The organism is Pseudomonas sp. MIL19 (genome assembly GCF_028680365.1).
Classification (GTDB): Bacteria; Pseudomonadota; Gammaproteobacteria; order Pseudomonadales; family Pseudomonadaceae; genus Aquipseudomonas; species Aquipseudomonas spirodelae.
Genome location: NZ_JAPPVG010000044.1, coordinates 1 through 20202 on the forward strand (window position 1 = coordinate 1; position 20202 = coordinate 20202).

Below are 20202 nucleotides of genomic sequence, written 5' to 3' on the forward strand. Positions count from 1 at the left end.
TCCAAGTCGCCAGGCTCACCACCACAGTGAACCCGACAGCGCCAGTCACGGCGCTACGCGCCATGCCTGGCGCACCATAAAGAAGCCCCGCATGCGGGGCTTCTTTGATACAGCAAGGCAAAGCGGAGTGTTAGTCGCGCTGTGCGGCGTACTCACGGCAAGCGTCGCCAAACGCTTTGAAGATTTTCACCGAATGCGGGTTTTGCGCAGCCTGCCACTCCGGGTGCCATTGCACCGCCAAGGTGAACTGCTCAACGCCCGGCAGGTGAATCGCCTCAACCAAACCATCTTCAGCGTGGGCCAGAGCCTCAACGCCCTCACCCAACTGATCAAGCGCCTGGCCATGCAGCGAATTAACCGGGAACGCCGCATCGCCCATCAGCTCAGCAAACCAGCTGCCGGGCAGCGCCTGCACGGTATGGCTGTCGGCATACTGCACTGCCACTGGGTCGTTTGAGTCTTCACGGTGATCGTTCAAGCCCGGTACTTCGTAGGCTTTCTGGTGAATGGTGCCACCCAGCGCCACGTTTATTTCCTGCATACCACGGCAAATGGCGAACAACGGCAAACCGCGCTTGAGGGCCGCGCGAATCAGCGGAATATCAAACAGATCACGCTCTTTATCCTGGCCCTTGCTCGGGGTTTTGTTCTTTTGACCGTACAGCGCCGGGTCGATATTGCTCCCCGCACCCGTCAGGTACACACCATCGACCATGGACAGGTACTGGTCGATGTCATCGACGCCACAGCAGCTCGGGGCCAATACCGGCACACAGCCAGCTATCTCCGCCAACGGCGTGATGTATTTGTGGGTCATGACCTGATAAGCGTGGCCTTTGCGTTCCTGGGTGCCCATGGACATCAGGACCACCGGTTTACGCGCCGCAGGGCGCTTGTTGGTATCGTTGTTGGACATACTTCACCTTGGGGCCGGACAGCCGGCCATTGCTATGCAGGGCGTCAAACACTGTGGCACGCACCCTGTTGTGCGCGTGGTTTAAGGACTTAGAAGCCCCTAAACCCTGCGAGCAAGTCTGCCAAAGCCGTAAAATATGTCAAACGAATAAGTGCAAATTGTTTGACAAACGCCCATCAAGACAGCCATAAACTTGCGACTAATAACCTATAAACCATTGAAAATTAATAATAAAAACTTAAAGCACGCAATTCATTAGTCCAATATTTTTTACGCCTTGGCGCAGCTGATTTAATCCCCCGGCAGGCGCTGCACTGGCGGTAATTGCATGGCCGCTACGTCAGCCAACAAATAATCACGCAGCCTCCGGAAACGCTCCTGACCACGCCGCGCCTTGGGCCAAACCAGGTAGTAGCTGTCGCCGCTGGGCACTGCACTGGGCCAAGGCAGACCGAGCCGCCCTTGCGCGACATCCTCGGCGACCATCACCAAGTCGCCGATGGATACGCCATAACCGCGCGCGGCCGCCACGATGCCCAGCTCTAGGGTGTCGAACACCTGGCCACCCTTGAGCGGCACTTGATCGGCCAGCCCCATGGCCTGCAACCAGCGCCGCCAATCGCGGCGATCCGGGGTGGGGTGCAACAACTCGGCGCGCTGTAAACGCGACAGATCCCAGGGCTCTTCGCTCAAGGCCTCAGGGGCGCAGACGGGGATCAGCCACTCGGCAAACAGCTCAGTGCTTTCCCATTCCTCCGGAAAGTCGCCCTGCCCGAGCAGCACCGCGCAGTCGAACGGCTCATGCAGAAAGTCCACCTTGTCCACATCCATCCAGGCACTGGTCAGCTGCACTTCGCTGGCACTGCTCAGGCGGTAATGCGACAGGCGCGCCAGCAACCAACGCATGGTCAGTGTCGAGGGGGCTTTTAGGCGCAGCACGCTGTCATCGACGCGCAGGGTGTTGCAGGCGCGTTCCAGCGCCTCAAAGCCATCACGCAGCCCTGGCAGTAGCAGGCGCGCCGTCTCGGTGAGTTGCAGGCTGCGGCCCCGGCGCTCAAACAGGCGACAGGCAAAGTGCTCTTCAAGGGTGCGCACATGGCGGCTGACCGCACTCTGGGTAATCGCCAACTCTTCGCCGGCGCGGGTGAAGGAGCAGTGCCGCGCTGCCGCTTCAAAGGCGCGCAAGGCATACAACGGCGGCAAGCGCGGGTTCATACGGTTAATCCATGAGTAATAGTCATATCTGGCATCGCTATTATCCTTTTGTGCCAGCACCAATAGCGCTGGAAAATTGCGCATTCTCTGCCTGCACGGAGCACCCGAGCAAGCCTTCTAACTGAGTAGAACTCATCATGCTGCAACCGCTTCGTGGCGAGCTACGCGCCATCTTGAAACTTGCCGGGCCGCTAATTGCGGCGCAACTGGCGCATGTACTAATGGTGTTTACCGACACGGTAATGATGGGCCTGCTCGGCCCCGCCACTTTGGCAGCCGGCGGCCTGGGGGCGGCCAGCTATTCCTTTGTCTCGATCTTCTGCGTGGGGGTGATTGCCTCGGTCGGCAATCTGGTGGCGATACGCCATGGCGCGCAGGACGCCGCCGGCGTGACCCGGTTGACCCAGAACGGCCTGTGGCTCGGTTGGGGCCTGGCGCTGCTGGCCGGGCTGGCGCTGTGGCACCTCGGCCCGGCGCTGCTGTATTTCGGCCAGCAGCCGCAGAACGTCAGCGGCGCCATGCAATTTCTCTCAACCCTGGTGTTTGCCCTGCCCGGCTATATGAGTTTTATGGCGCTGCGCGGCTTCACCAGCGCCATTGGCCGCCCTGGCCCGGTAATGGCCATCAGCATCGGCGGCGCGCTGGCCAACTTCGCGCTCAACTATGCCTTGATCAAGGGCTGGTTCGGCTTGCCGTCACTGGGCCTGGCCGGGATCGGCCTGGTGACTGCCGTGGTGATGAATATCATGGCACTGCTGCTGGCCTGGCATGTACTGCACCACAGCGCCTACAGCCCTTATCCGTTGTGGCGCGGGCTGCTGCGGCCGGTGTGGGCTGAGCTGAAAGAACTGCTGCGCCTAGGCCTGCCGATTGGCGGCACCTATGCGGTGGAGTCAGGCCTGTTTGCCTTTGCCGCGCTGTGCATGGGCGCGCTGGGCAGCACGCAACTGGCGGCACACCAGATCGCGATCATGTCGGTGTACGTGGCGTTTATGGTGCCGGTGGGGATTTCCTACGCAGTGACCTTCCGCATCGGCCAACACTTCGGCGCCGGCCGCCTGCTGCAAGCCAGGCAAGCCGGGCGCCTCGGGCTGGGCCTGGGCGCGCTGTGCATGCTGGGGTTTGCCGGCCTGTTCTGGCTTGCCCCGCACTGGGTAATTGGACTGTTTCTCGACTCCGCAGACCCGACCTATCACGAGGTGGTAGCGCTGGCCGTGGCCCTGCTGGCAATTGCCGCTTGGTTCGAGTTCTTCGACGGCATCCAAACCATCGCCATGGGCGCGATTCGTGGCCTCAAGGACGCCAAGACCACCTTCTGGGTCGGCCTCGGCTGCTATTGGGCCGTGGGTGCGCCGCTGGCCTGGACGCTGGCATTCCCCCTCGGCTGGGGCGCTCATGGCGTGTGGTGGGGGCTGGCCGTTGGCCTGGCCTGCGCCGCCATCGGCTTAACCCTGGGTTTTGAATGGAAGACCGCTCGCCTGTTGCAACCCTCAACCGCCGCGCTTACGTCACAGCTTAAGCCCCAGGCTTCTTGAAGCGGTAGAACAGGTTCGGCTCACTGACCAGGTAAAGGACACCCTGGTCATCCATCGCAATCCCTTCGCCCTGGGGCACACTGCGTTTAAGGCCGTTTCGGCCCCTCAGCAGTGACAGGCTACTGATCGGTTTGCCCTCGGTGTCCAGCTCCAGCACCAGCCGCGACTCGTCGGATAACGCGAGCAAGTGCCCGCTGCGCTCATCGAACTGCAAGCTGGAAAGGTCACGCACAAACAACCTAGCGTCGCGCTGCCGGTCATCCACCACATGCACGGCAAACGGCTGCGCCGAATCGAGCTGGGGGAAGCCATGGATTTCGTAGATACGCAGTGGGTCACGCTCCTTGGCGACAAACAGGCGCTGGCCGACCGAATCGTAGGCCAACCCCTCAAAGCCCTTGTTGCCACTCAGACCAATGCTCAACGACAGCTGCTGGGACTGCTCGGCATGCAGGGCTGTAGTGCTGTCATCCACGCGCACCTTGATCAGCCGCTGACGTCGTTCGTCAGTGATGACATACAAGCCCTTGCCGATGTACTCGACCGCCTCGGCATCGCCAAAACCATGCAGGTCGATACGCCGCAGTAACTTGCCATCCAGCGACAGCTCGATCAGCTGCGCCTTCTGATTGGTTACGGTAAACAAGCTCTTGCGGTCCGGGTCGTAGGTCAGCGCCGAGACATCATCATCCAACCCCTCAATCACCTGCGCCTCGATATCCACCTGATAGTCCGAGAGCAGCATAGGCGCCTGCTGGCCGGTGCTCGCCTGTTGCCACTGCTGCACGTTGAACCAGGCCCGCTCAAACAGACGGTATTCCTGCGCGAAGAGTGCAAGTAGCAGCAACAGCAGCGCAGCAAGACTCAGCAGCAGGCGTTTCAGGGTGAAATGATCTCGCATCGCGCTGCACTCTCAACAATAACCGGTGACATAACGGCGTAAGCCCGAAGCAAGGCTTCGGGCTTACGTAGACACTCGATGGGGCGAGTTACTTGACCAATTCAAGGTGCTCGACATCGATTTCGCGGCTGGTCAGATCAAGGTCGACTTCGCCGGTGATCTTCACTGTCGCCGTTTCGGAAATAGCCTGGGCTGGCCAGTGCTCATCGTCAATTTCAACCGTGATGGTGCCGCTGGCATCCTTGAATTCATACAACTCGTCCTGCAGACGCTTGACGATTTGCCCTTGCAGCAGCACTGGCGTGTCGTCAGCAGCCTCCAGCGCCGCGGCCACCGTGGTGACTTGGGTGACCGCACCAGGGCCGGTATAGCCGGTCGCCAGTGCGGCAGTGGAAAACAGTGGTGCCAGCAGTAAAGCCAAGGTGAAACGCTTCATGGGATAACCCTCCAGTTGGTTAGTTGATGTAACCAGAATAGAAGGCGTAGCTGAAATCAGGCTTAATCGGTGCTTAACCCAAGCTTAATCCGCTTGGGCGGGCGGCGCGCTCGCCGGTTCTTTGCGCAACACATAGAACAGGTTGGGCTCGCTAACGATATAAATATTGCCGTCCGCATCCATGGTCACCCCTTCGGCCTGAGCGATGCCACGCTGCAGGCCATTCATGCCTCGGGCCAGGCTGATAAAGCTAACCGGCTCGCCCTGCTCGTCCACTTCCAGCAACAGCCGCGATTCATCTGACAGCACCAGCGCATGGCCGGTGCGGGCGTCGTAGCTCAACGAGGAAATATCGCGCAGAAACAGATGCCCGGACGTCATCGGCTGCAGGGTACCGGCGGCGCCCTCCTCACCGGGAAACGGCAGGCTGAACAGGCCCAATGGGCCACGCTCCTTACCCAGTAACACGCGCTCATTGCGACCGTCCCAGGCAATCCCCTCGAAGCCCTTATTGCCGGCATCGGCAAACCCCAGGTCATAAGAGGCCAAGTCGGCAAATTCCAGGCTATGGGTCAGCGCGCCGAGCTTGAACGTGGTGAGGGTGCGCTTGCGCTCATCAATAATCGCCAAACGACCACCGGAGAGCATTTCCACCCCTTCAGGGTTGGCAAAGCCATGCAGAACGATGCGCCGAATCACCTCCCCCGTGAGGGTCAGCTCGATCAGCTGTGGACGTTTCCCGGTGACGGTGAACAGCGTATTGGTCTCGGCGCTGTAGGTCAGCCCGGACAACTCCTCGTTTTCGAGCCCCTGTAGGGGCTTGCCTTGCAGGATTGCCCGATAACCCGGCAACCAGATGCTCTGCGCCTGCTCGTCGGCATTCACCCGCTGCTCTTTGGCCCAAAAAGCCAGCCGATCATCCCAATGCAGATAACTGACTGAAAACAGGCCAGCCGCCAGCAGAACAACCAGCAGTATCCGCCGGTAAAGCCGCCCCCGTGGGGCAATCCAGATCGACATCGCACACAACTCATTAAGAACGATGGCAGTCAGACTAGAGCGCTACGCTTAAGTTTCTGTTAAACCGCAAAGCCAGCAGGCACCTCCAGGTGCCTGCACCAACAAGGCTGCGGATCAGGCGTCGATTAAAGCGCGCGGCTGGCGAAACGGCTATGGCCAACCAGCTCCAGAACCAGCTCATCACCTTTGTGCAGCGCCCCCACACCCGCAGGTGTGCCGGTAAGGATGACATCGCCCGGCTGCAAGCTGAAATGCCCACAGATGTGCTGGACCATCGGCAGAATCGGGTTGAGCATGTCACGGCTGTTGCCGTCCTGACGCACCTCGCCATTGATCGCCAGGCGGATGCCAATATCCGCCAAATCCTCAATCGCATCACCAGGAATAAAGGGCGCCAACACACAGGCACCGTCAAACGACTTGGCGATTTCCCAGGGGTAGCCCTTGGCCTTGAGCGTCGCCTGCAGGTCACGCAGGGTCAGGTCTAACGCTGGGGCAAAGCCGGAAATCGCATCGCGTACTTCCTCAGCATTCGGCGTGCGCGACAGCGGCTTACCGATCAGCACAGCGATTTCCGCCTCGTAATGCACATCGCCTTTACCCTCAACCAGGGTAAAGCCGTCATCCAGCGGCACCACACAACTGCCCGCCTTGATAAACAGCAACGGCTCGGTCGGCACCGGGTTATTCAGTTCCTTGGCATGCTCGGCGTAATTACGGCCAATACACACCACCTTGCCCATGGGAAAGTGGATATGGGTGCCATCGACATACTGATGCTGGTAACTCATCACCGACTCCTGTGCCTGCTGAATAATGGATTGCCCATGCTGGACGAGTGAGGCCGCGCTGTCGTTTCGACTAAAGGCGCAGCCTGGCTAGCGCTACGGCTGAACGCCTTTAGCAATGGCTTGAGCCGTCAGAGCGGGAAGATCTTGCCCGGATTCATGATGCCGTTCGGGTCAAACACCGCCTTGATCGCCTTCATATAGCCAATCTCGGCTTCCGAGCGGCTGTAGGTCAGGTAATCGCGCTTGGTCATGCCCACGCCGTGTTCGGCGCTGATCGAGCCGTTGTACTTCTGCACGGTCTCGAACACCCACTTGTTGACCGTGGCGCACTTGGCGAAGAACTCGTCCTTGGACAGGTTCTCCGGCTTCAAGATATTCAGGTGCAGGTTGCCGTCGCCGATGTGGCCGAACCAAACGATTTCGAAGTCCGGGTAGTGCTCGCCGACGATGGCATCGATGTCATGCAAGAATGCCGGCACCTTGGAGACAGTGACCGAAATGTCGTTCTTGTACGGCGTCCAGTGGCTGATGGTTTCCGAGATGTACTCGCGCAGCTTCCACAGGTTCTGCAGCTGCTGCTCGCTCTGGCTCATCACGCCGTCCAGCACCCAGCCCTGCTCGACGCAATGCTCGAACGTGGCCAGGGCCGCTTCGGCGACTTCCTCGGTGGTGGCTTCGAACTCCAGCAGAGCGTAGAACGGGCAGTCGGTTTCAAAGGCGGCCGGCACATCGCCACGGGCCATGATCTTGGCCAGGGCCTTGTCGGAGAAGAACTCGAAAGCAGTCAGGTCCAGCTTGTTCTGGAAGGCGTGCAGCACCGGCATGATCGAATCGAAGTCCGGCGTACCAAGCACCATCGCGGTGAGGTTCTTCGGCGCGCGATCCAGACGCATGGTCGCTTCAACCACGAAACCCAGGGTGCCTTCGGCGCCGATAAACAGCTGGCGCATGTCATAGCCGGTGGCGTTTTTGATCAGGTCCTTGTTCAGCTCCAGCAGCTCGCCGGTGCCGGTGACCACTTTCAAACCTGCGACCCAATTACGGGTCATGCCGTAGCGAATCACCTTGATCCCGCCGGCATTGGTGCCGATGTTGCCGCCAATCTGGCTGGAACCTGCCGAGGCGAAGTCCACCGGGTAGTAAAGGCCTTTATCTTCGGCGAACATCTGCAGCTGCTTGGTCACCACACCCGGCTGACACACGGCGGTGCGGTCGAATTCGTTGAATTCGAGAATCTGGTTCATGTAGTCGAAGGCGACGACCACTTCACCATTGGCGGCCACGGCGCCAGCGGACAAGCCGGTACGGCCACCTGACGGCACCAGTGCAACCTTGTGCTGATTAGCCCAACGGACGATCGTTTGCACCTGCTCGATGCTCTTGGGGAAGGCAATCGCCAGCGGCGCAGGGGCGAAATGCTTGGTCCAGTCCTTGCCGTAGGTGTTGAGGGAATCGGCATCGGTAAGCACCTTGCCGGGCTCCACCAGGGTCTTCAGCTCTTCGATCAGCGCAGGGTTGGTCATCTACGGAACTCTCAAACGATTCATGGTCACCCTGAGCACGCTTCATCTGCCAGGATAGGTGTTTCGCGGGGCTCGTATGCTAGCATACGCCCCCCGTGAATCGTGCCCCCGGGCCGATCTGCGGGCTGCGGCCGGCCGCGCCCGGCCTCCTCCCTGACACTATTTGTGGGACAACAGGTACTCCGATGAGCAAGACCTCTCTCGACAAGAGCAAGATCAAGTTCCTTCTTCTTGAAGGCGTCCACCAGAATGCAGTGGACACCCTGAAGGCCGCTGGTTACACCAACATCGAGTACCTCAAGGGCGCACTCTCCGACGACGAGCTGAAAGAAAAGATCGCCGACGCGCACTTTATTGGTATCCGTTCGCGCACTCAGCTGACTGAAGAAGTCTTCGACTGCGCCAAGCGTCTGGTCGCTGTAGGCTGCTTCTGCATCGGCACCAACCAGGTCAACCTGGATGCAGCCCGCGAGCGCGGCATCGCCGTATTCAACGCACCGTATTCGAACACCCGCTCGGTCGCTGAGCTGGTGCTGGCCCAAGCGATCCTGCTGCTGCGCGGCATCCCCGAGAAGAACGCTTCCTGCCACCGCGGTGGCTGGATCAAATCGGCGGCTAACTCCTTCGAGATCCGCGGCAAAAAGCTCGGCATCGTCGGCTACGGTTCGATCGGCACGCAGCTCTCGGTACTCGCCGAGTCACTGGGCATGCAGGTGTTTTTCTACGACCCGCTGACCAAATTGCCGCTGGGTAACGCCACCCAAATCGGCAGCCTCACCGAGCTGCTGGGCATGAGCGACATCGTTTCCTTGCACGTGCCTGAGATCGACAGCACCAAGTGGATGATTGGCGAGAAAGAAATTCGCGCCATGAAAAAAGGCGGCATCCTGATCAACGCCGCACGCGGTACCGTGGTGGTGCTGGAAGCCCTGGCCGAAGCGATCAAGGACGAGCACCTGATTGGCGCCGCCATCGACGTGTTCCCAGTCGAGCCGAAGTCCAACGACGAAGAGTTCGAAAGCCCGCTGCGTGGCCTGGATCGAGTGATCCTGACTCCGCACATTGGTGGCTCGACCGCCGAAGCACAGGCCAACATCGGCCTGGAAGTGGCCGAGAAACTGGTCAAGTACAGCGACAACGGCACCTCGGTGTCTTCGGTCAACTTCCCTGAAGTGGCTCTACCGGCTCACCCAGGCAAGCACCGCCTGTTGCACATTCACCAGAACGTGCCGGGCGTGATGAGCGAGATCAACAACGTGTTCGCCGAAAACGGCATCAACATCTCCGGTCAGTTCCTGCAGACCAATGCCAAGGTTGGTTACGTGGTGATCGACGTCGACGCAGAGTACTCCGACCTGGCGCTGGAGAAGTTGCAGCACGTGAATGGCACCATCCGTAGCCGCGTCCTGTTCTAAGAATTTGTTCACGATCTGCTGCGCGTCGGCGATACGGCGTTAGAAATGGCCTCGGGCTGCTCATTTACAGCCAGTAAACTCCGCGCCCTCGGCCATTTCTACCTTGTCTCGCTCTAGCTCGCTAGATCCGAAATAATTTCTAAAGGCTGTGACAACAAAAAAGGGAAGCTTCGGCTTCCCTTTTTTGTATGCGTTGCAGCGCCTTACTTCACCGTCACGCTGATCGTCTCGGACATCACCGATGGATTCAGCGGCACGTGGTTCTTGTCGCCAACCAGCAGTTGCAGCGTGTGCTTGCCAGGCGCCAGGGTCAGCTCGGTTTCGGTTTGGCCTTTACCGAAGTGCCGCACGTTGTCGGTCATCGGCAAGGGCTGATCCAGGGCCGGCGCCTGCTTGAGGTCAACCAGCAGGTGATGGTGGCCGGTGTGCGGCACATCGACACCCGCCGGGGCTACGCCCATGCCCTTGAGGCCGAACTTAACGGTGAAGGTCTGATCGACCGTGGCGCCGTCTGCCGGCTCAATGAAATACACCGCGGCATCCGCTGGCGCAGCGCTGCGTGGCATCTCTGCCCAGGCCGACGACGCGGCGCCGAGCAGGGTGGCGCACAGGCCGGCGCCAATCATTAAGGCTTTCATAGTGACTCCTTCAGGTGAATGTTGCTGAAGTCGACCCTAGCCCGCCTCGATTGTTCCGCCGGCGCCCTGTTCCAGCGCCAGTAACGCGGCCTCGGCAGCCGGCAATTCTTCTTCGCTGAACACCTGCACACCCATGCGCCGCAAGGCGGCCGCGGTAACGCCCTCACCGGCCACCTTGGTGCCGCTAAACGTGCCGTCGTAGTTCTCGCGGTTACCGCACGAAGGGCTGCGCGCCTTCAGTAGCGCGATGTGAATCCCATGCTGAGCGACCAAGGCCAGCGCCTGCTTGGCCCCGGCAATAAAGGCGGCGCTGACATCCTCGCCCTCCACCGTCAGCACGGGTATCCGCCCATCCAGCACCTGCGCGCCCTGACCACCGGCAATTTCCGCAGGTGGGCGTGGGGTTGGCAGGCCACCAGCCACTTCCGGGCACAGCGGCACAACCCGGCCTTGCGCCTGCCAACGCTCAAGCAGGCTAAACGGGCCATGGGCACCGCCGTCATAGCGCACGCGTTGGCCCAACAGGCAGCGACTCACCAGAATTTTCTGCATACCCCCCTCTCGCTATGCCGGTTACAGCGGCCCGCTACCCCGGCGACGCAGCCAACCGGTCAGTGACAGCCGCTCGCGGGTTGCCGGCAGCACTTCATGGGGCATCTCTGCCGAGAGAAATACCAGCAGGCTGCCCGCCACAGGCAATACGTCATGGTGGCTGCCGTCGGCTAAATGCAGGCGCAACTCACCGCCTTGCTCAGCCTGCCATTGCTCATTCAGATAAAACACCACCGACACCGCACGACGGTCATCATCACGAAAACGATCCAGGTGCCTTTTGTAATAAGCCCCCGGCGGATACAGGGCAAAGTGGCTTTCAAAATCTTCCAGCCCCAGATACAGCGCCTGATTAAGCGCTTGGCGCAGGCCATCCATCAGCGCCAGGTATTGATCACAGGCGGGGTTTTGCCCGGCCTCCAGCCACTGAATATGGTCACCGCGCAGCCCTTCGTTGATCACCGCCAGGGCGCTACGACCGACGCCAGCCCGCACCAATAAGCCGGCGGCCGCACGTTTACGGCACTCTTCGGCCAGTTCAAGGGTCAGAGTGGGGGCAATGAAGTGTGTTTGCAGTGACCAGCCACGTTCGGCCAAGTCATCGATAATGCACGCCACACGGGCGTTGAGGTCGTTAGATGAGCAGGTGTTCAAGGATCGCCCCGAAGGAATGAGTACCTGCCTAGATACAGGTTTGCGATTCTAGCAGCCCGCTGACTGACCTCGACAAGCTCTTAATGCACACCGAAAATAGCCGCCCCACGAATGGAGTCACTATGCGCGCCCTTGCCGTTGTTCTAACCCTGCTGCTGAGCCTGCCCGCCTTGGCGGATGATTACCTGCAGCTGTATCAGGCGGCCGGCTGGCCGCAGCAGCGCATGCACTTCAGCGACGCCTTGCAGGCCGCCCAGGAACGCTACCGCAGCAGCTTGCCGCCGGCGGTGCATCAGGCGTTGGTGAATAACAGCAACCAGCGCTTTGCCGCTGCCGCCGTGGATCAGCGCGCGCAACAGGGCTTGCGTCAGAACCTCGAACAACCCACCGCCGCCTTGCAGTTTTTCCAGTCGCCCGTGGGCCGCAAGATTGTCGATGCCGAACTGCTCGCCACCCGTAGCGACCAACTGGCGCGCTACGCCAACGGCTTGCCGCGCAGCGACGCCAGCGCCACCCGACGCCTACAGATCCGTCATCTGGCTCAGGCTCTGCCCGCCAAAGAGGCCGGTGCCGAAGTCAGCCTGGCACTCGCTGGCGTGGCCGCCGACAGCCTCAGCCAGATGCTCCCCGGCTTACTCGGTGGCGACAGCGCGCAAGCCCTGCTTAACAGTCAACGCCAGCGCCTGATGGAGCAAATCGGCGCCGACCTGGATAACACCCTGCTGCACGTTTACCGTGAGCTGAGTGATGCCGAGCTGGAGGAATTTGTCAGCTTTTCCCAGTCAGACGCCGGCAAGGCCTATTACCAGGCTGCCCTGGCCGCCATCCGCAGCGGCCTGGCTGTTGGCCAGAACACGGCTAACCTGGCCCCGGCCCCCAGCGGCATCTAGCCCAGCCGCTGGCTGAGAAAGTCGAAATAGCGCTGGCGCAAGGCCGGCGCTTCATTGGCCAGATGGTGGCCCGCTTCGGGCAGGCGCAGGATCTGCGGCGCGGCGAACTTGTCCTGTAACACCTTGAGGTTATGCCGCCAAGCCACGGTCATGTCCGCTTCCCCCTGCACGATCAACGGGCTGCGCGTACTGCGCGGCGCGGCCTCAATGTGCGGCACCCAGCGGCTCAGCGCCCCAACCCAGGCGGTCGGTAAATTACGCGGCTGCAACGGATCGTGGTGATGGACGAACTCGATAAACGCCGCATCGCTGGAGTTAACGCTAAAGCGCCGGGGGATCTCGCTGACGAAGTGGCGCATCACCCGGTAGCTCAGCTGCGACCAACCCCAGGCACGCGGACGCACCAGCGGGGCCAGCAGGATGGTTTCGCCAATTTGCGCGACAGGCTCACCCGTCAGCAGGTAGTCAATCAGGATCGCCCCACCCGTGCTCTGCCCACACAGGTGCCAGGGCGGCGGCAAAGCCAGCTCAGCAGCAGCGGCCAGCAGCGCACGTAACACCGTCTGGTACTCAGCAAAATCACCAATGCTGGCGCGCGCACCGCTGGATAAGCCATGCCCTGGCAGGTCGCAGGCGAGCACGGCAAAGCCTTGCCCCAGCGCCCACTCGATCACATGCCGATACAGGCCCACATGATCGTAATAACCGTGCAGCAGCAGCAGAGTGGCGCGCGGCTGCTCTGGCCACCACGCTTGCGCGGCAATCTGATAGCCCCCCGCCTGCAACCAACCCATGCAGGTGCATGTAGCCAACGCATCGCTGAAGCCATAGAACTGCCGATACGCCTGCTCCGCTGACGACAGCGAATGCGCTGCGGCCAAGGGTCGCAGACTGGCAATCAGGTTTTGCGGCTGAAACGGCTCTGGCATGGGGCTTCCAACAATCACACAGGGGCACTCGCAGGGCATCTGGAGCGGCTTTATCCGGTGGCCGATATTCTGCTGTCGCGCCAGCCATGGCAAGCTGCACGCCTGTTTAACGAAGACTGCTCATGACCCTACCCTCGCGTAACACCCTACTCGCCAGCCTGCTGATTCTGCTCTGGGCCGCCGCCATGCTTGTTGCCTACTGGTGGTACGAGGCGCGCTACCTGCGCAGCTTCAGCGACCAGACCGCCCTGTTCTATGGTGAACAACTGCGCCTACCGGACGAACTGGCCGGCCCTGGGCCGATCCGCCTGGTGCACTTCTGGGACCCAACCTGCCCGTGCAATATCGGCAACCAGCAGCACCTGGCCGATTTGACCGAGCGTTTTGGCCCGCAAGGCGTGAGCTTTTATGCCGTACAAAAGCCTGGCACCAAAGGCCAACTGCCGAGCATTCTGAGCGCCTTGCAACCACTGGCAGCACTGCCTGGTAGCGATCAGATTCCGGCCAGCCCGGCGGTGGCCGTTTGGGACCGAAACGGTCAACTGGCCTACTTTGGCCCCTACAGCGAAGGGGCCACCTGCACCTCAAGCAACAGCTTTATCGAACCGATTCTCGACGCCCTGATCGAAGGCCGCGCGGTGAATGCCAGCAACACCCTGGCGCTCGGCTGCTTCTGCGACTGGCAGGACAACTGACGCCGGCAATCGCTCTGATACTGGCTGCCGAGTGCAGGTGCTACCGACGGAGCCAGTAGTCGCGCCGCTGCAAAAACGCACAGACCCGCGTTCATGCCTAGACTGAATTTGTCGATATAGGGGTTGTAAGGCCCATCGCTGGCTCAATACGAGGCCTATAAATTCTCAACAAGAATTGTACAAAGCTACTATAATGTACAAGTATTATGTTTAAAAAAGACATCACCACGTGACGGTTACCAGCCCATCACGACGGCAACGCAACCTTTCGAGTCTCTCGCCATGCCTAACAGGCTTTCCCCACTGCAGCAGCACTACCGTAAAGCGGATCGCATCATGTTGGGTGTGCTCTGGCTGATGGTCCTCTTCTCGCTCGGTCTCGCGGCATGGCATGGCACCTGGGGCCAGGCACTGCTGGTGGGTGGCGGTACGGCGGCGGTGGTGAGCGTGCTTAACCAACTGATCAGCGGCCAACGCCTGCTGCGTTGCGTGATGGGCGCGGCGTTTATGGTGATGTCGGCGCTGCACATCAACCAAGCCGGCGGCATGCTGGAAATGCACTTCGGCATCTTCGTGCTGCTGGCCGTTCTGGTGTACTACCGCGACTGGCTGCCGATTGTGGTCGCCGCCCTGGTGATTGCCGTGCATCACCTGAGCTTCTACGCCCTGCAAGCGCGCGGAGTTGATGTCACGGTACTGCCGAATGGCAGCTGGCCGATCATCTTCCTGCATGCGCTGTATGTGGTGGTGGAAAGCGCAATTCTGATCTATCTCGCCGTGCAGACACACTCGGAAGCCGTTGAAAGTGCTGCGCTGATGCAAGCCGCCGAAAAACTCACTGAGAACGATGACGAGGTCGACCTCAGCTACCGCAGCAGCGCCCAGGGCAAAGTGAGCAAAGGCTTTAACCACTTTCTCGACACCCTTGATGAGCTGGTCGGTGAAGTGATCAAAGACACCCAAGGCCTGCAACGCATGGGGGACAGCCTGCTGCAAGCCACCGACCAACTGCGCACCGGCGCAGACAAGCAGCAAGGTGAAATCATCTACATGAGCTCAGCCATGCTGCAGATGAGCACCGCTATTGATGAGGTCGCCGGGCATGCTGATGGCGCCGCCACCGCCGCCCAAACCGCCAACCAGCAAGCCGCCGAGGGCAGCCGGTCGGTCAACCATGTGCGCAGCGAGATCGGCAAACTGGCCACACAAATCGACGTCACTGAGACCGAGGTGAAGGCGCTGGCTGCGCAGTCCGAGCAAATCGGCAAGGTGCTGGAAGTGATCCGTTCGATTGCCGACCAAACCAACCTGCTCGCCCTCAACGCAGCGATCGAAGCCGCCCGCGCCGGCGAGCATGGCCGTGGCTTTGCCGTGGTGGCGGATGAGGTGCGTAACCTGGCGCAGAAAACCGCACTGTCTACCGCTGAAATCCAACAAATCATCAGCGGCCTGCAACAAGGTAGCCGCCAAGCCGCGACTGCCATGCAGGAAAGTCGCGACAGCGTGCGCAGCTGTGTGCAGGACAGCCAGGCCACTGCCGAACTGCTCGGTGCCGTGGCCCAAGACATCAACGCCATCACCCAAATGAACGAGCTGATCGCCGCCGCCACCCACGAGCAAGCCGCCACAAGCGCGGAAGTCAGCCAGCACCTGCACAGCGTGCAGCAAGTGGCCGAAGAAGCCCTCGCCGATGCGCAAAAGCTGAGTAACGATGGCCAGCAACTCAGCCAGCTAGCGCAGCGCTTGAGCCGTTTGAGCGGGCGCTTCCGCGTCAGTCGCTAATAGGCGATAGGCCTGCGGCGTGTCGCCCTGCCAGCGGCGGAAGGCGCGGTAGAACGGCGACAACTCGGCAAAGCCGCAGGCGCGGGCCACTTCGCGGATGGCCAGCCCTTGCTCCAGCAGGCTTTGCGCGCGCAGGCGGCGCACTTCATCGTGCAGTTGGCGAAAGCTCTGCTGTTGCTCAGCCAACGCCCGCTGCAACGCCCCCGCGCTAAAACCAAGGGCCTTGGCGCAATGCGCCAGCGCACACAGCTGCACCCCCAAGTTGACCTCCAACCAGTAGCGCACGCGATTGAGCAGCTGGTTTTCCTGCAGCTCCGCCAACTCCACTTCAGCCTGCGCCCACAGCACCGCAAACAGCCTGGGGTTGGCGCTGCGTGACGGCCGGCCGAGCCAGGCACGCGTAAAAATCAGCGCATCGTGGGCCTGGGCAAAGCGCGGCAGCAGGCCAAACAAGCGCCGGTGCTCACTTTGCCGACGCGGCGCCGGATGGCGGAAATCCAGCCCCGACAGATGAAAACTACCGTCGTTATTAATGCTCGCTAGCATCTTCTGCAGCAGCAACGCCAGGCACTCCATCTGCTGGCGCAACGAGCCAACGCCGCGGTAATTGAGGTCAACAATCAGCCGCGCCTGCTCACCCTCCAGCTCCAGACGCGCGGCAAAGCCACCGGAGAGGATGTGCTGGAAACGCACAAAGCTCTCCAAGGCCTGCCCCAGGTCACGGCTGGCCAGCAGCAGGTAGCCGACCACATCCATCGGACGCGGCTGCATGGTCTCGCCCAGGTGCAGGCCAATGTCCACATCACCGCTGATACCTTCCAGCGCCTGCCAGAAGCGTGGCGCATTGTCGTGGTCTTCACGGGCATTGAGCAGCGGCGGCGCCAAGACCACCCCCTGATAGGCCTGCCGGTAGGTGTCGGTTGGGTCAAGGCCAAGCGCGGCCAAGGCCTCATAGAGCAGGCGGCGCAGGGTCGAGGAATGGGTCAACGTGCTGGCAATGCTGTTATGCGGATCGTGCTTCATATAAACCCCATCAATTGACCAAAGACTTTCACTCCAGCTCTATTTGGTCAATGCCTGCGCACCCGGCAGCCCGCACAATGGCAGCGCTGATAAAACCTATAAAACAAGGAACACCCGATGAAACGCACCCTGACTGCCCTGGCCGTTATCGTTGCCGCCACTGCTGGCGGCGCTTACTGGTACATCGACAGCAAGCAGCCGCAACGTGCCGGCGAGCTGCAGCTGAACGCCCTGCAGGCGGCAGTCACGGTTGATTACGACGAGCGGGGCGTACCGCATATTCAGGCGCAAAATGAGGCCGATATGTACCGCGCCCTGGGTTATGTGCACGCCCAGGACCGCTTGTTCCAGATGGAAATTCTCCGCCGCCTGGCGCGTGGCGAGCTGGCGGAAATTCTTGGCAGCAAACTGGTCGACACCGACCGCCTGTTCCGCACCTTGGGCATCCGTGAACATGCCGACCGTTACGCCGCGAAGATGGACATGAGCGCCACGGCGAGCAAAGCGCTGCAGGCTTACCTCGACGGCATCAACCAATACCAGGCCAACCATCCGGCGCCGATTGAGTTCGATGTTCTGGGCATCGACAAACGCCCCTTCACCACCGCCGACACCCTCAGCGTTGCAGGCTATATGGCCTACAGCTTCGCCGCGGCGTTTCGCACAGAACCGGTGCTGACGCATATCCGCGATCAGCTGGGCGCGGACTACCTCAAGGTCTTCGACCTCGACTGGCACCCGCAGGGCGTGGTGGGGCAACAACTGGCCGCTGGCGACTGGCAGGATCTGAACGCCATCGCCGAGCTGAGCCTCGCCGCCTTGGAAGAAGCCGGCCTGCCGCAGTTTGAAGGCAGTAATGCCTGGGCTGTATCCGGCAGCCGCACGGCCAGCGGCAAACCGCTATTGGCCGGCGACCCGCATATTCGCTTCGCCGTGCCGTCGGTGTGGTACGAGGCCAACCTCAGCTACCCGGGTTTCAGCCTGTACGGTCACCACCAGGCGCTCAACCCGGTGGCTTCGCTGGGGCATAACAACGAATTTGCCTGGAGCATCACCATGTTCCAGAACGATGACCTCGACCTGATCGCCGAAAAAACCAACCCGGACAACCCCAATCAGGTCTGGTACCGCGGCCAGTGGGTCGACCTGCAAAGCCGCGAAGAGCAGATCAGCGTCAAGGATGCCGAACCGGTCAGCCTGACCATTCGCCGCTCGCCGCACGGGCCGATCATCAACAGCGCCCTGGGTGAAACCGCCGGCAGCACACCGATTGCCATGTGGTGGGCGTTCCTCGAAACCGACAACCCGATCCTCGACGGCTTTTATCAGCTCAACCGTGCCAACAGCCTGGATACGGCACGCGCCGCCGTGGAAAACATCGAGTCGCCAGGCCTGAACATTGTCTGGGCCAATGCCAGCGGGGACATTGGCTGGTGGGCTGCGGCGAAACTGCCGCGTCGCCCAGCCGGGGTCAACCCGAGCTTTATCCTCGACGGCGCCAGCGGTGAAGCGGAGAAAGACGGCTACTTCCCCTTCAGCGCCAACCCGCAAGAAGAGAACCCCGCGCGCGGCTATATCGTCTCGGCCAACTACCAGCCCGTGTCGCCCACCGGCATGGCGATTCCCGGCTACTACAACCTGCCCGACCGCGGCCAACGCCTGAATCAGCGCCTCAGCGATAACAGCGTGAAATGGGACCTGAACAACAGCCAGGCGCTGCAACTGGAACCCGGCACTGGCTACCCACAACGCCTGCTCACGCCGCTGGCCGCCGACCTGCGCGCCGCCGCAGGCGATGCCGAAGAGCAAGCGCTGGTCGAGCAACTGCTGGGCTGGGATGGCCAGCACACCCTCGACGCCACGGCCGCCACGCTGTTCAACCAACTGGTATATCAGCTGACGGTTGAGGCCATGGCCGACGAGCTGAGCGAGGCCTTTTTCGCCACGCTGCTGCAAACCCGCGTACTCGACAGCGCCCTGCCGCGCCTGGCCAGCGACGCCACATCGCCGTGGTGGGACAAACGCGGCAGCGACGCCGTGGAAAGCCGCGCCGATACCGTCAAGGCCGCCTGGCAAGCCAGCCTCGCCCACCTGCGCAGCACCCTCGGCAATGACGCGAGCACATGGGCCTGGGGCAACGTGCACACCCTCACCCACAGCCACCCGCTGGGCCAGCAAAAGCCGCTGGATAAGCTATTCAACGTCGGCCCATTCGCCGCACCGGGCGGCCATGAAACGCCGAACAACCTCTCGCAACCCATCGGCCCGGCGCCCTGGTCCGTGGTCTACGGCCCCTCAACCCGCCGCCTGATCGACATGGCCGACGCCAGCAGCGCCTTGGGCATCAACCCGGTCGGCCAGAGCGGCGTGCTGTTCGATAAGCACTACAAAGACCAAGCCGAGCGCTATATGCGCGGTGAGTACGTACCCATGCACCTGGATGCCGAAGCGATCAAAGCCAACAGCCGCAGCCAGCTGGTACTGCAACCACGCGCGGATTAAAGCAAACGCCGTGCTGCCGTTCGCGGCGAGAAACAGCGATGTTTCTCGCCAGACGACACATCACCTACCGCTCGCGCAAAGCACGCACCTTAACCAAAAGTTAGCTTCTTCTCTTTAATCCGTAGCCAGGCCAAAGGACTTAAAAATTGGAAAATCTAGGAAATGTAACTTTGGCTGCACTCACATCACTCATTGAGTTTTGGGGCCAAAAAGAAGTCATAGGTATCCTCGTTGGCGTAGCGGGAAGTGCTATTTGGTACCGCGTTACTGGTGCCGTGGAACAAAAACAGAAAAACGAGCAGGTTGTTTCAATAATCCGAGCAGCAATAGATGAAACAGCAAGGATAGCGAATCAAAATCTCGGAATCGTCGCAAATGAACTAGTCAGACTACGTGAAGAAAAATTAACATTAGAACCGCAAACAGATTTCTCACCGACATCAGCAGACTTACTGCTTTTAGTTTCAAACTTCAAACCAAACAAAAGCATTGAGTTATGGAGCTCTCTTAAGAAAATTGAGGCGTTAAGCAGTCAAGCAGAAAGGCTCGCATTAGAAACGGTTCAATTGAGGCGTGCAATAAAACTAGAAAGCAAAACAGAAATTTATCTGTTTGAGCTAATCCCATATTTACAGTTACATGATGAGCTGCATGCGAGAGTTCTAAGTCAAATCATTGAAGAATGCAAAAAATCCAGCATTCTACTAGGGATGGTCTGAAGTAGTCATGTATTTCTGGCTAACTTCAGCCTCCGCCGATTTTGAAAGCGGCAAATCGATCAAAAG

The 20202-nt window shown here is 60.5% G+C and carries 19 protein-coding genes; 7 read left to right on the forward strand and 12 right to left on the reverse strand.

All coding sequences use genetic code 11. The features are described from left to right. Positions 1-130 precede the first annotated feature (130 nt). Together N1078_RS18140 and N1078_RS18145 are read right to left on the reverse strand one after the other, a co-directional pair. Entirely contained in the window at positions 131-916 is a 786-nt protein-coding gene (locus tag N1078_RS18140; RefSeq protein ID WP_274089493.1) for a gamma-glutamyl-gamma-aminobutyrate hydrolase family protein, read from the reverse strand. Positions 917-1207: 291 nt separating this feature from the next. Beyond that, a complete protein-coding gene (locus N1078_RS18145; protein WP_274089494.1) occupies positions 1208-2131 on the reverse strand; it encodes a LysR substrate-binding domain-containing protein in 924 nt (307 codons plus the stop codon). A 137-nt stretch (positions 2132-2268) separates the two neighbouring features. Here N1078_RS18145 and N1078_RS18150 point away from each other — a divergent pair, with 137 nt between their 5' ends. After that, positions 2269-3666, forward strand: coding sequence for a NorM family multidrug efflux MATE transporter (locus tag N1078_RS18150; protein WP_274089495.1), 1398 nt, complete (start codon positions 2269-2271; stop codon positions 3664-3666). Here N1078_RS18150 and N1078_RS18155 read toward each other — a convergent pair. The 5 genes from N1078_RS18155 to N1078_RS18175 all read right to left on the reverse strand — a co-directional run bounded on the left by N1078_RS18155 (position 3647) and on the right by N1078_RS18175 (position 8337). Next, on the reverse strand, positions 3647-4567 hold the full coding sequence (locus N1078_RS18155; protein ID WP_274089496.1) for an SdiA-regulated domain-containing protein: 921 nt from the start codon (positions 4565-4567) through the stop codon (positions 3647-3649). The two genes, N1078_RS18150 and N1078_RS18155, sit on opposite strands and share 20 nt — an antisense overlap. Positions 4568-4655: 88 nt before the next feature. Next, on the reverse strand, positions 4656-5003 hold the full coding sequence (locus tag N1078_RS18160) for a NirD/YgiW/YdeI family stress tolerance protein (RefSeq protein WP_274089497.1): 348 nt from the start codon (positions 5001-5003) through the stop codon (positions 4656-4658). 84 nt (positions 5004-5087) lie between these two features. Beyond that, a complete protein-coding gene (locus tag N1078_RS18165) occupies positions 5088-6023 on the reverse strand; it encodes an SdiA-regulated domain-containing protein (RefSeq protein ID WP_274089498.1) in 936 nt (311 codons plus the stop codon). A 125-nt stretch (positions 6024-6148) separates the two neighbouring features. Further along, positions 6149-6814: a fumarylacetoacetate hydrolase family protein gene (locus tag N1078_RS18170; protein WP_274089499.1), complete on the reverse strand. Its 666-nt coding sequence runs from the start codon at positions 6812-6814 to the stop codon at positions 6149-6151. Positions 6815-6942: 128 nt separating this feature from the next. Then, a complete protein-coding gene (locus N1078_RS18175; RefSeq protein ID WP_274089500.1) occupies positions 6943-8337 on the reverse strand; it encodes an FAD-binding oxidoreductase in 1395 nt (464 codons plus the stop codon). Positions 8338-8522: 185 nt separating this feature from the next. Here N1078_RS18175 and serA point away from each other — a divergent pair, with 185 nt between their 5' ends. Continuing rightward, complete coding sequence (serA, locus tag N1078_RS18180) at positions 8523-9752, forward strand: phosphoglycerate dehydrogenase (RefSeq protein WP_274089501.1); 1230 nt, start codon at positions 8523-8525, stop codon at positions 9750-9752. Between the two features lie 203 nt (positions 9753-9955). On the opposite strand, the gene N1078_RS18185 is transcribed toward serA, so the two are convergent. Genes N1078_RS18185 through N1078_RS18195 form a run of 3 tightly spaced genes read right to left on the reverse strand, consistent with a single transcriptional unit; the run spans position 9956 to position 11596 of the window. Then, on the reverse strand, positions 9956-10390 hold the full coding sequence (locus tag N1078_RS18185; protein ID WP_274089502.1) for a DUF4399 domain-containing protein: 435 nt from the start codon (positions 10388-10390) through the stop codon (positions 9956-9958). A gap of 36 nt (positions 10391-10426) precedes the next feature. Next, the gene (locus N1078_RS18190; RefSeq protein WP_274089503.1) at positions 10427-10942 is read right to left on the reverse strand and encodes a DUF523 domain-containing protein; all 516 of its coding nucleotides are present in this window, start codon (positions 10940-10942) and stop codon (positions 10427-10429) included. Positions 10943-10963: 21 nt separating this feature from the next. Beyond that, positions 10964-11596 (reverse strand): 2OG-Fe(II) oxygenase, encoded by a 633-nt coding sequence (locus N1078_RS18195; protein WP_274089504.1) that lies wholly within the window; start codon positions 11594-11596, stop codon positions 10964-10966. Between the two features lie 122 nt (positions 11597-11718). On the opposite strand from N1078_RS18195, the gene N1078_RS18200 reads away from it, so the two are divergent. Continuing rightward, entirely contained in the window at positions 11719-12486 is a 768-nt protein-coding gene (locus N1078_RS18200; RefSeq protein WP_274089505.1) for a hypothetical protein, read from the forward strand. Here N1078_RS18200 and N1078_RS18205 read toward each other — a convergent pair. Continuing rightward, positions 12483-13415 carry an alpha/beta hydrolase gene (locus tag N1078_RS18205; protein ID WP_274089506.1) on the reverse strand — a complete coding sequence of 311 codons (933 nt, stop codon included), beginning with the start codon at positions 13413-13415 and terminating at the stop codon, positions 12483-12485. The genes N1078_RS18200 and N1078_RS18205 overlap by 4 nt on opposite strands. Positions 13416-13537: 122 nt before the next feature. Between N1078_RS18205 and N1078_RS18210 the strand changes: the two genes are divergently transcribed. Together N1078_RS18210 and N1078_RS18215 are read left to right on the forward strand one after the other, a co-directional pair. Beyond that, positions 13538-14110, forward strand: coding sequence for a DUF6436 domain-containing protein (locus N1078_RS18210; protein WP_274089507.1), 573 nt, complete (start codon positions 13538-13540; stop codon positions 14108-14110). A gap of 282 nt (positions 14111-14392) precedes the next feature. Beyond that, positions 14393-15892 carry a methyl-accepting chemotaxis protein gene (locus tag N1078_RS18215; RefSeq protein WP_274089508.1) on the forward strand — a complete coding sequence of 500 codons (1500 nt, stop codon included), beginning with the start codon at positions 14393-14395 and terminating at the stop codon, positions 15890-15892. Here the strand turns inward: N1078_RS18215 and N1078_RS18220 are convergent. Continuing rightward, the gene (locus N1078_RS18220) at positions 15842-16915 is read right to left on the reverse strand and encodes an AraC family transcriptional regulator (RefSeq protein WP_274089509.1); all 1074 of its coding nucleotides are present in this window, start codon (positions 16913-16915) and stop codon (positions 15842-15844) included. The two genes, N1078_RS18215 and N1078_RS18220, sit on opposite strands and share 51 nt — an antisense overlap. Before the next feature lie 117 nt (positions 16916-17032). On the opposite strand from N1078_RS18220, the gene N1078_RS18225 reads away from it, so the two are divergent. Continuing rightward, positions 17033-19417, forward strand: a complete 2385-nt coding sequence (locus tag N1078_RS18225) for a penicillin acylase family protein (protein ID WP_274089510.1) — start codon at positions 17033-17035, stop codon at positions 19415-19417. 146 nt (positions 19418-19563) lie between these two features. Then, positions 19564-20136: a hypothetical protein gene (locus N1078_RS18230; RefSeq protein WP_274089511.1), complete on the forward strand. Its 573-nt coding sequence runs from the start codon at positions 19564-19566 to the stop codon at positions 20134-20136. Positions 20137-20202: the final 66 nt, after the last annotated feature.

Excerpts from the sequence above, each read along its gene's own strand:
- N1078_RS18140 (WP_274089493.1), bottom strand. The coding sequence starts at position 916 with ATGTCCAACAACGATACCAACAAGCGCCCTGCGGCGCGTAAACCGGTG.
- N1078_RS18145 (WP_274089494.1), bottom strand. The coding sequence starts at position 2,131 with ATGAACCCGCGCTTGCCGCCGTTGTATGCCTTGCGCGCCTTTGAAGCG.
- N1078_RS18150 (WP_274089495.1), top strand. The coding sequence starts at position 2,269 with ATGCTGCAACCGCTTCGTGGCGAGCTACGCGCCATCTTGAAACTTGCC.
- N1078_RS18155 (WP_274089496.1), bottom strand. The coding sequence starts at position 4,567 with ATGCGAGATCATTTCACCCTGAAACGCCTGCTGCTGAGTCTTGCTGCG.
- N1078_RS18160 (WP_274089497.1), bottom strand. The coding sequence starts at position 5,003 with ATGAAGCGTTTCACCTTGGCTTTACTGCTGGCACCACTGTTTTCCACT.
- N1078_RS18165 (WP_274089498.1), bottom strand. The coding sequence starts at position 6,023 with ATGTCGATCTGGATTGCCCCACGGGGGCGGCTTTACCGGCGGATACTG.
- N1078_RS18170 (WP_274089499.1), bottom strand. The coding sequence starts at position 6,814 with ATGAGTTACCAGCATCAGTATGTCGATGGCACCCATATCCACTTTCCC.
- N1078_RS18175 (WP_274089500.1), bottom strand. The coding sequence starts at position 8,337 with ATGACCAACCCTGCGCTGATCGAAGAGCTGAAGACCCTGGTGGAGCCC.
- serA (WP_274089501.1), top strand. The coding sequence starts at position 8,523 with ATGAGCAAGACCTCTCTCGACAAGAGCAAGATCAAGTTCCTTCTTCTT.
- N1078_RS18185 (WP_274089502.1), bottom strand. The coding sequence starts at position 10,390 with ATGAAAGCCTTAATGATTGGCGCCGGCCTGTGCGCCACCCTGCTCGGC.
- N1078_RS18190 (WP_274089503.1), bottom strand. The coding sequence starts at position 10,942 with ATGCAGAAAATTCTGGTGAGTCGCTGCCTGTTGGGCCAACGCGTGCGC.
- N1078_RS18200 (WP_274089505.1), top strand. The coding sequence starts at position 11,719 with ATGCGCGCCCTTGCCGTTGTTCTAACCCTGCTGCTGAGCCTGCCCGCC.
- N1078_RS18205 (WP_274089506.1), bottom strand. The coding sequence starts at position 13,415 with ATGCCAGAGCCGTTTCAGCCGCAAAACCTGATTGCCAGTCTGCGACCC.
- N1078_RS18210 (WP_274089507.1), top strand. The coding sequence starts at position 13,538 with ATGACCCTACCCTCGCGTAACACCCTACTCGCCAGCCTGCTGATTCTG.
- N1078_RS18215 (WP_274089508.1), top strand. The coding sequence starts at position 14,393 with ATGCCTAACAGGCTTTCCCCACTGCAGCAGCACTACCGTAAAGCGGAT.
- N1078_RS18220 (WP_274089509.1), bottom strand. The coding sequence starts at position 16,915 with ATGAAGCACGATCCGCATAACAGCATTGCCAGCACGTTGACCCATTCC.
- N1078_RS18225 (WP_274089510.1), top strand. The coding sequence starts at position 17,033 with ATGAAACGCACCCTGACTGCCCTGGCCGTTATCGTTGCCGCCACTGCT.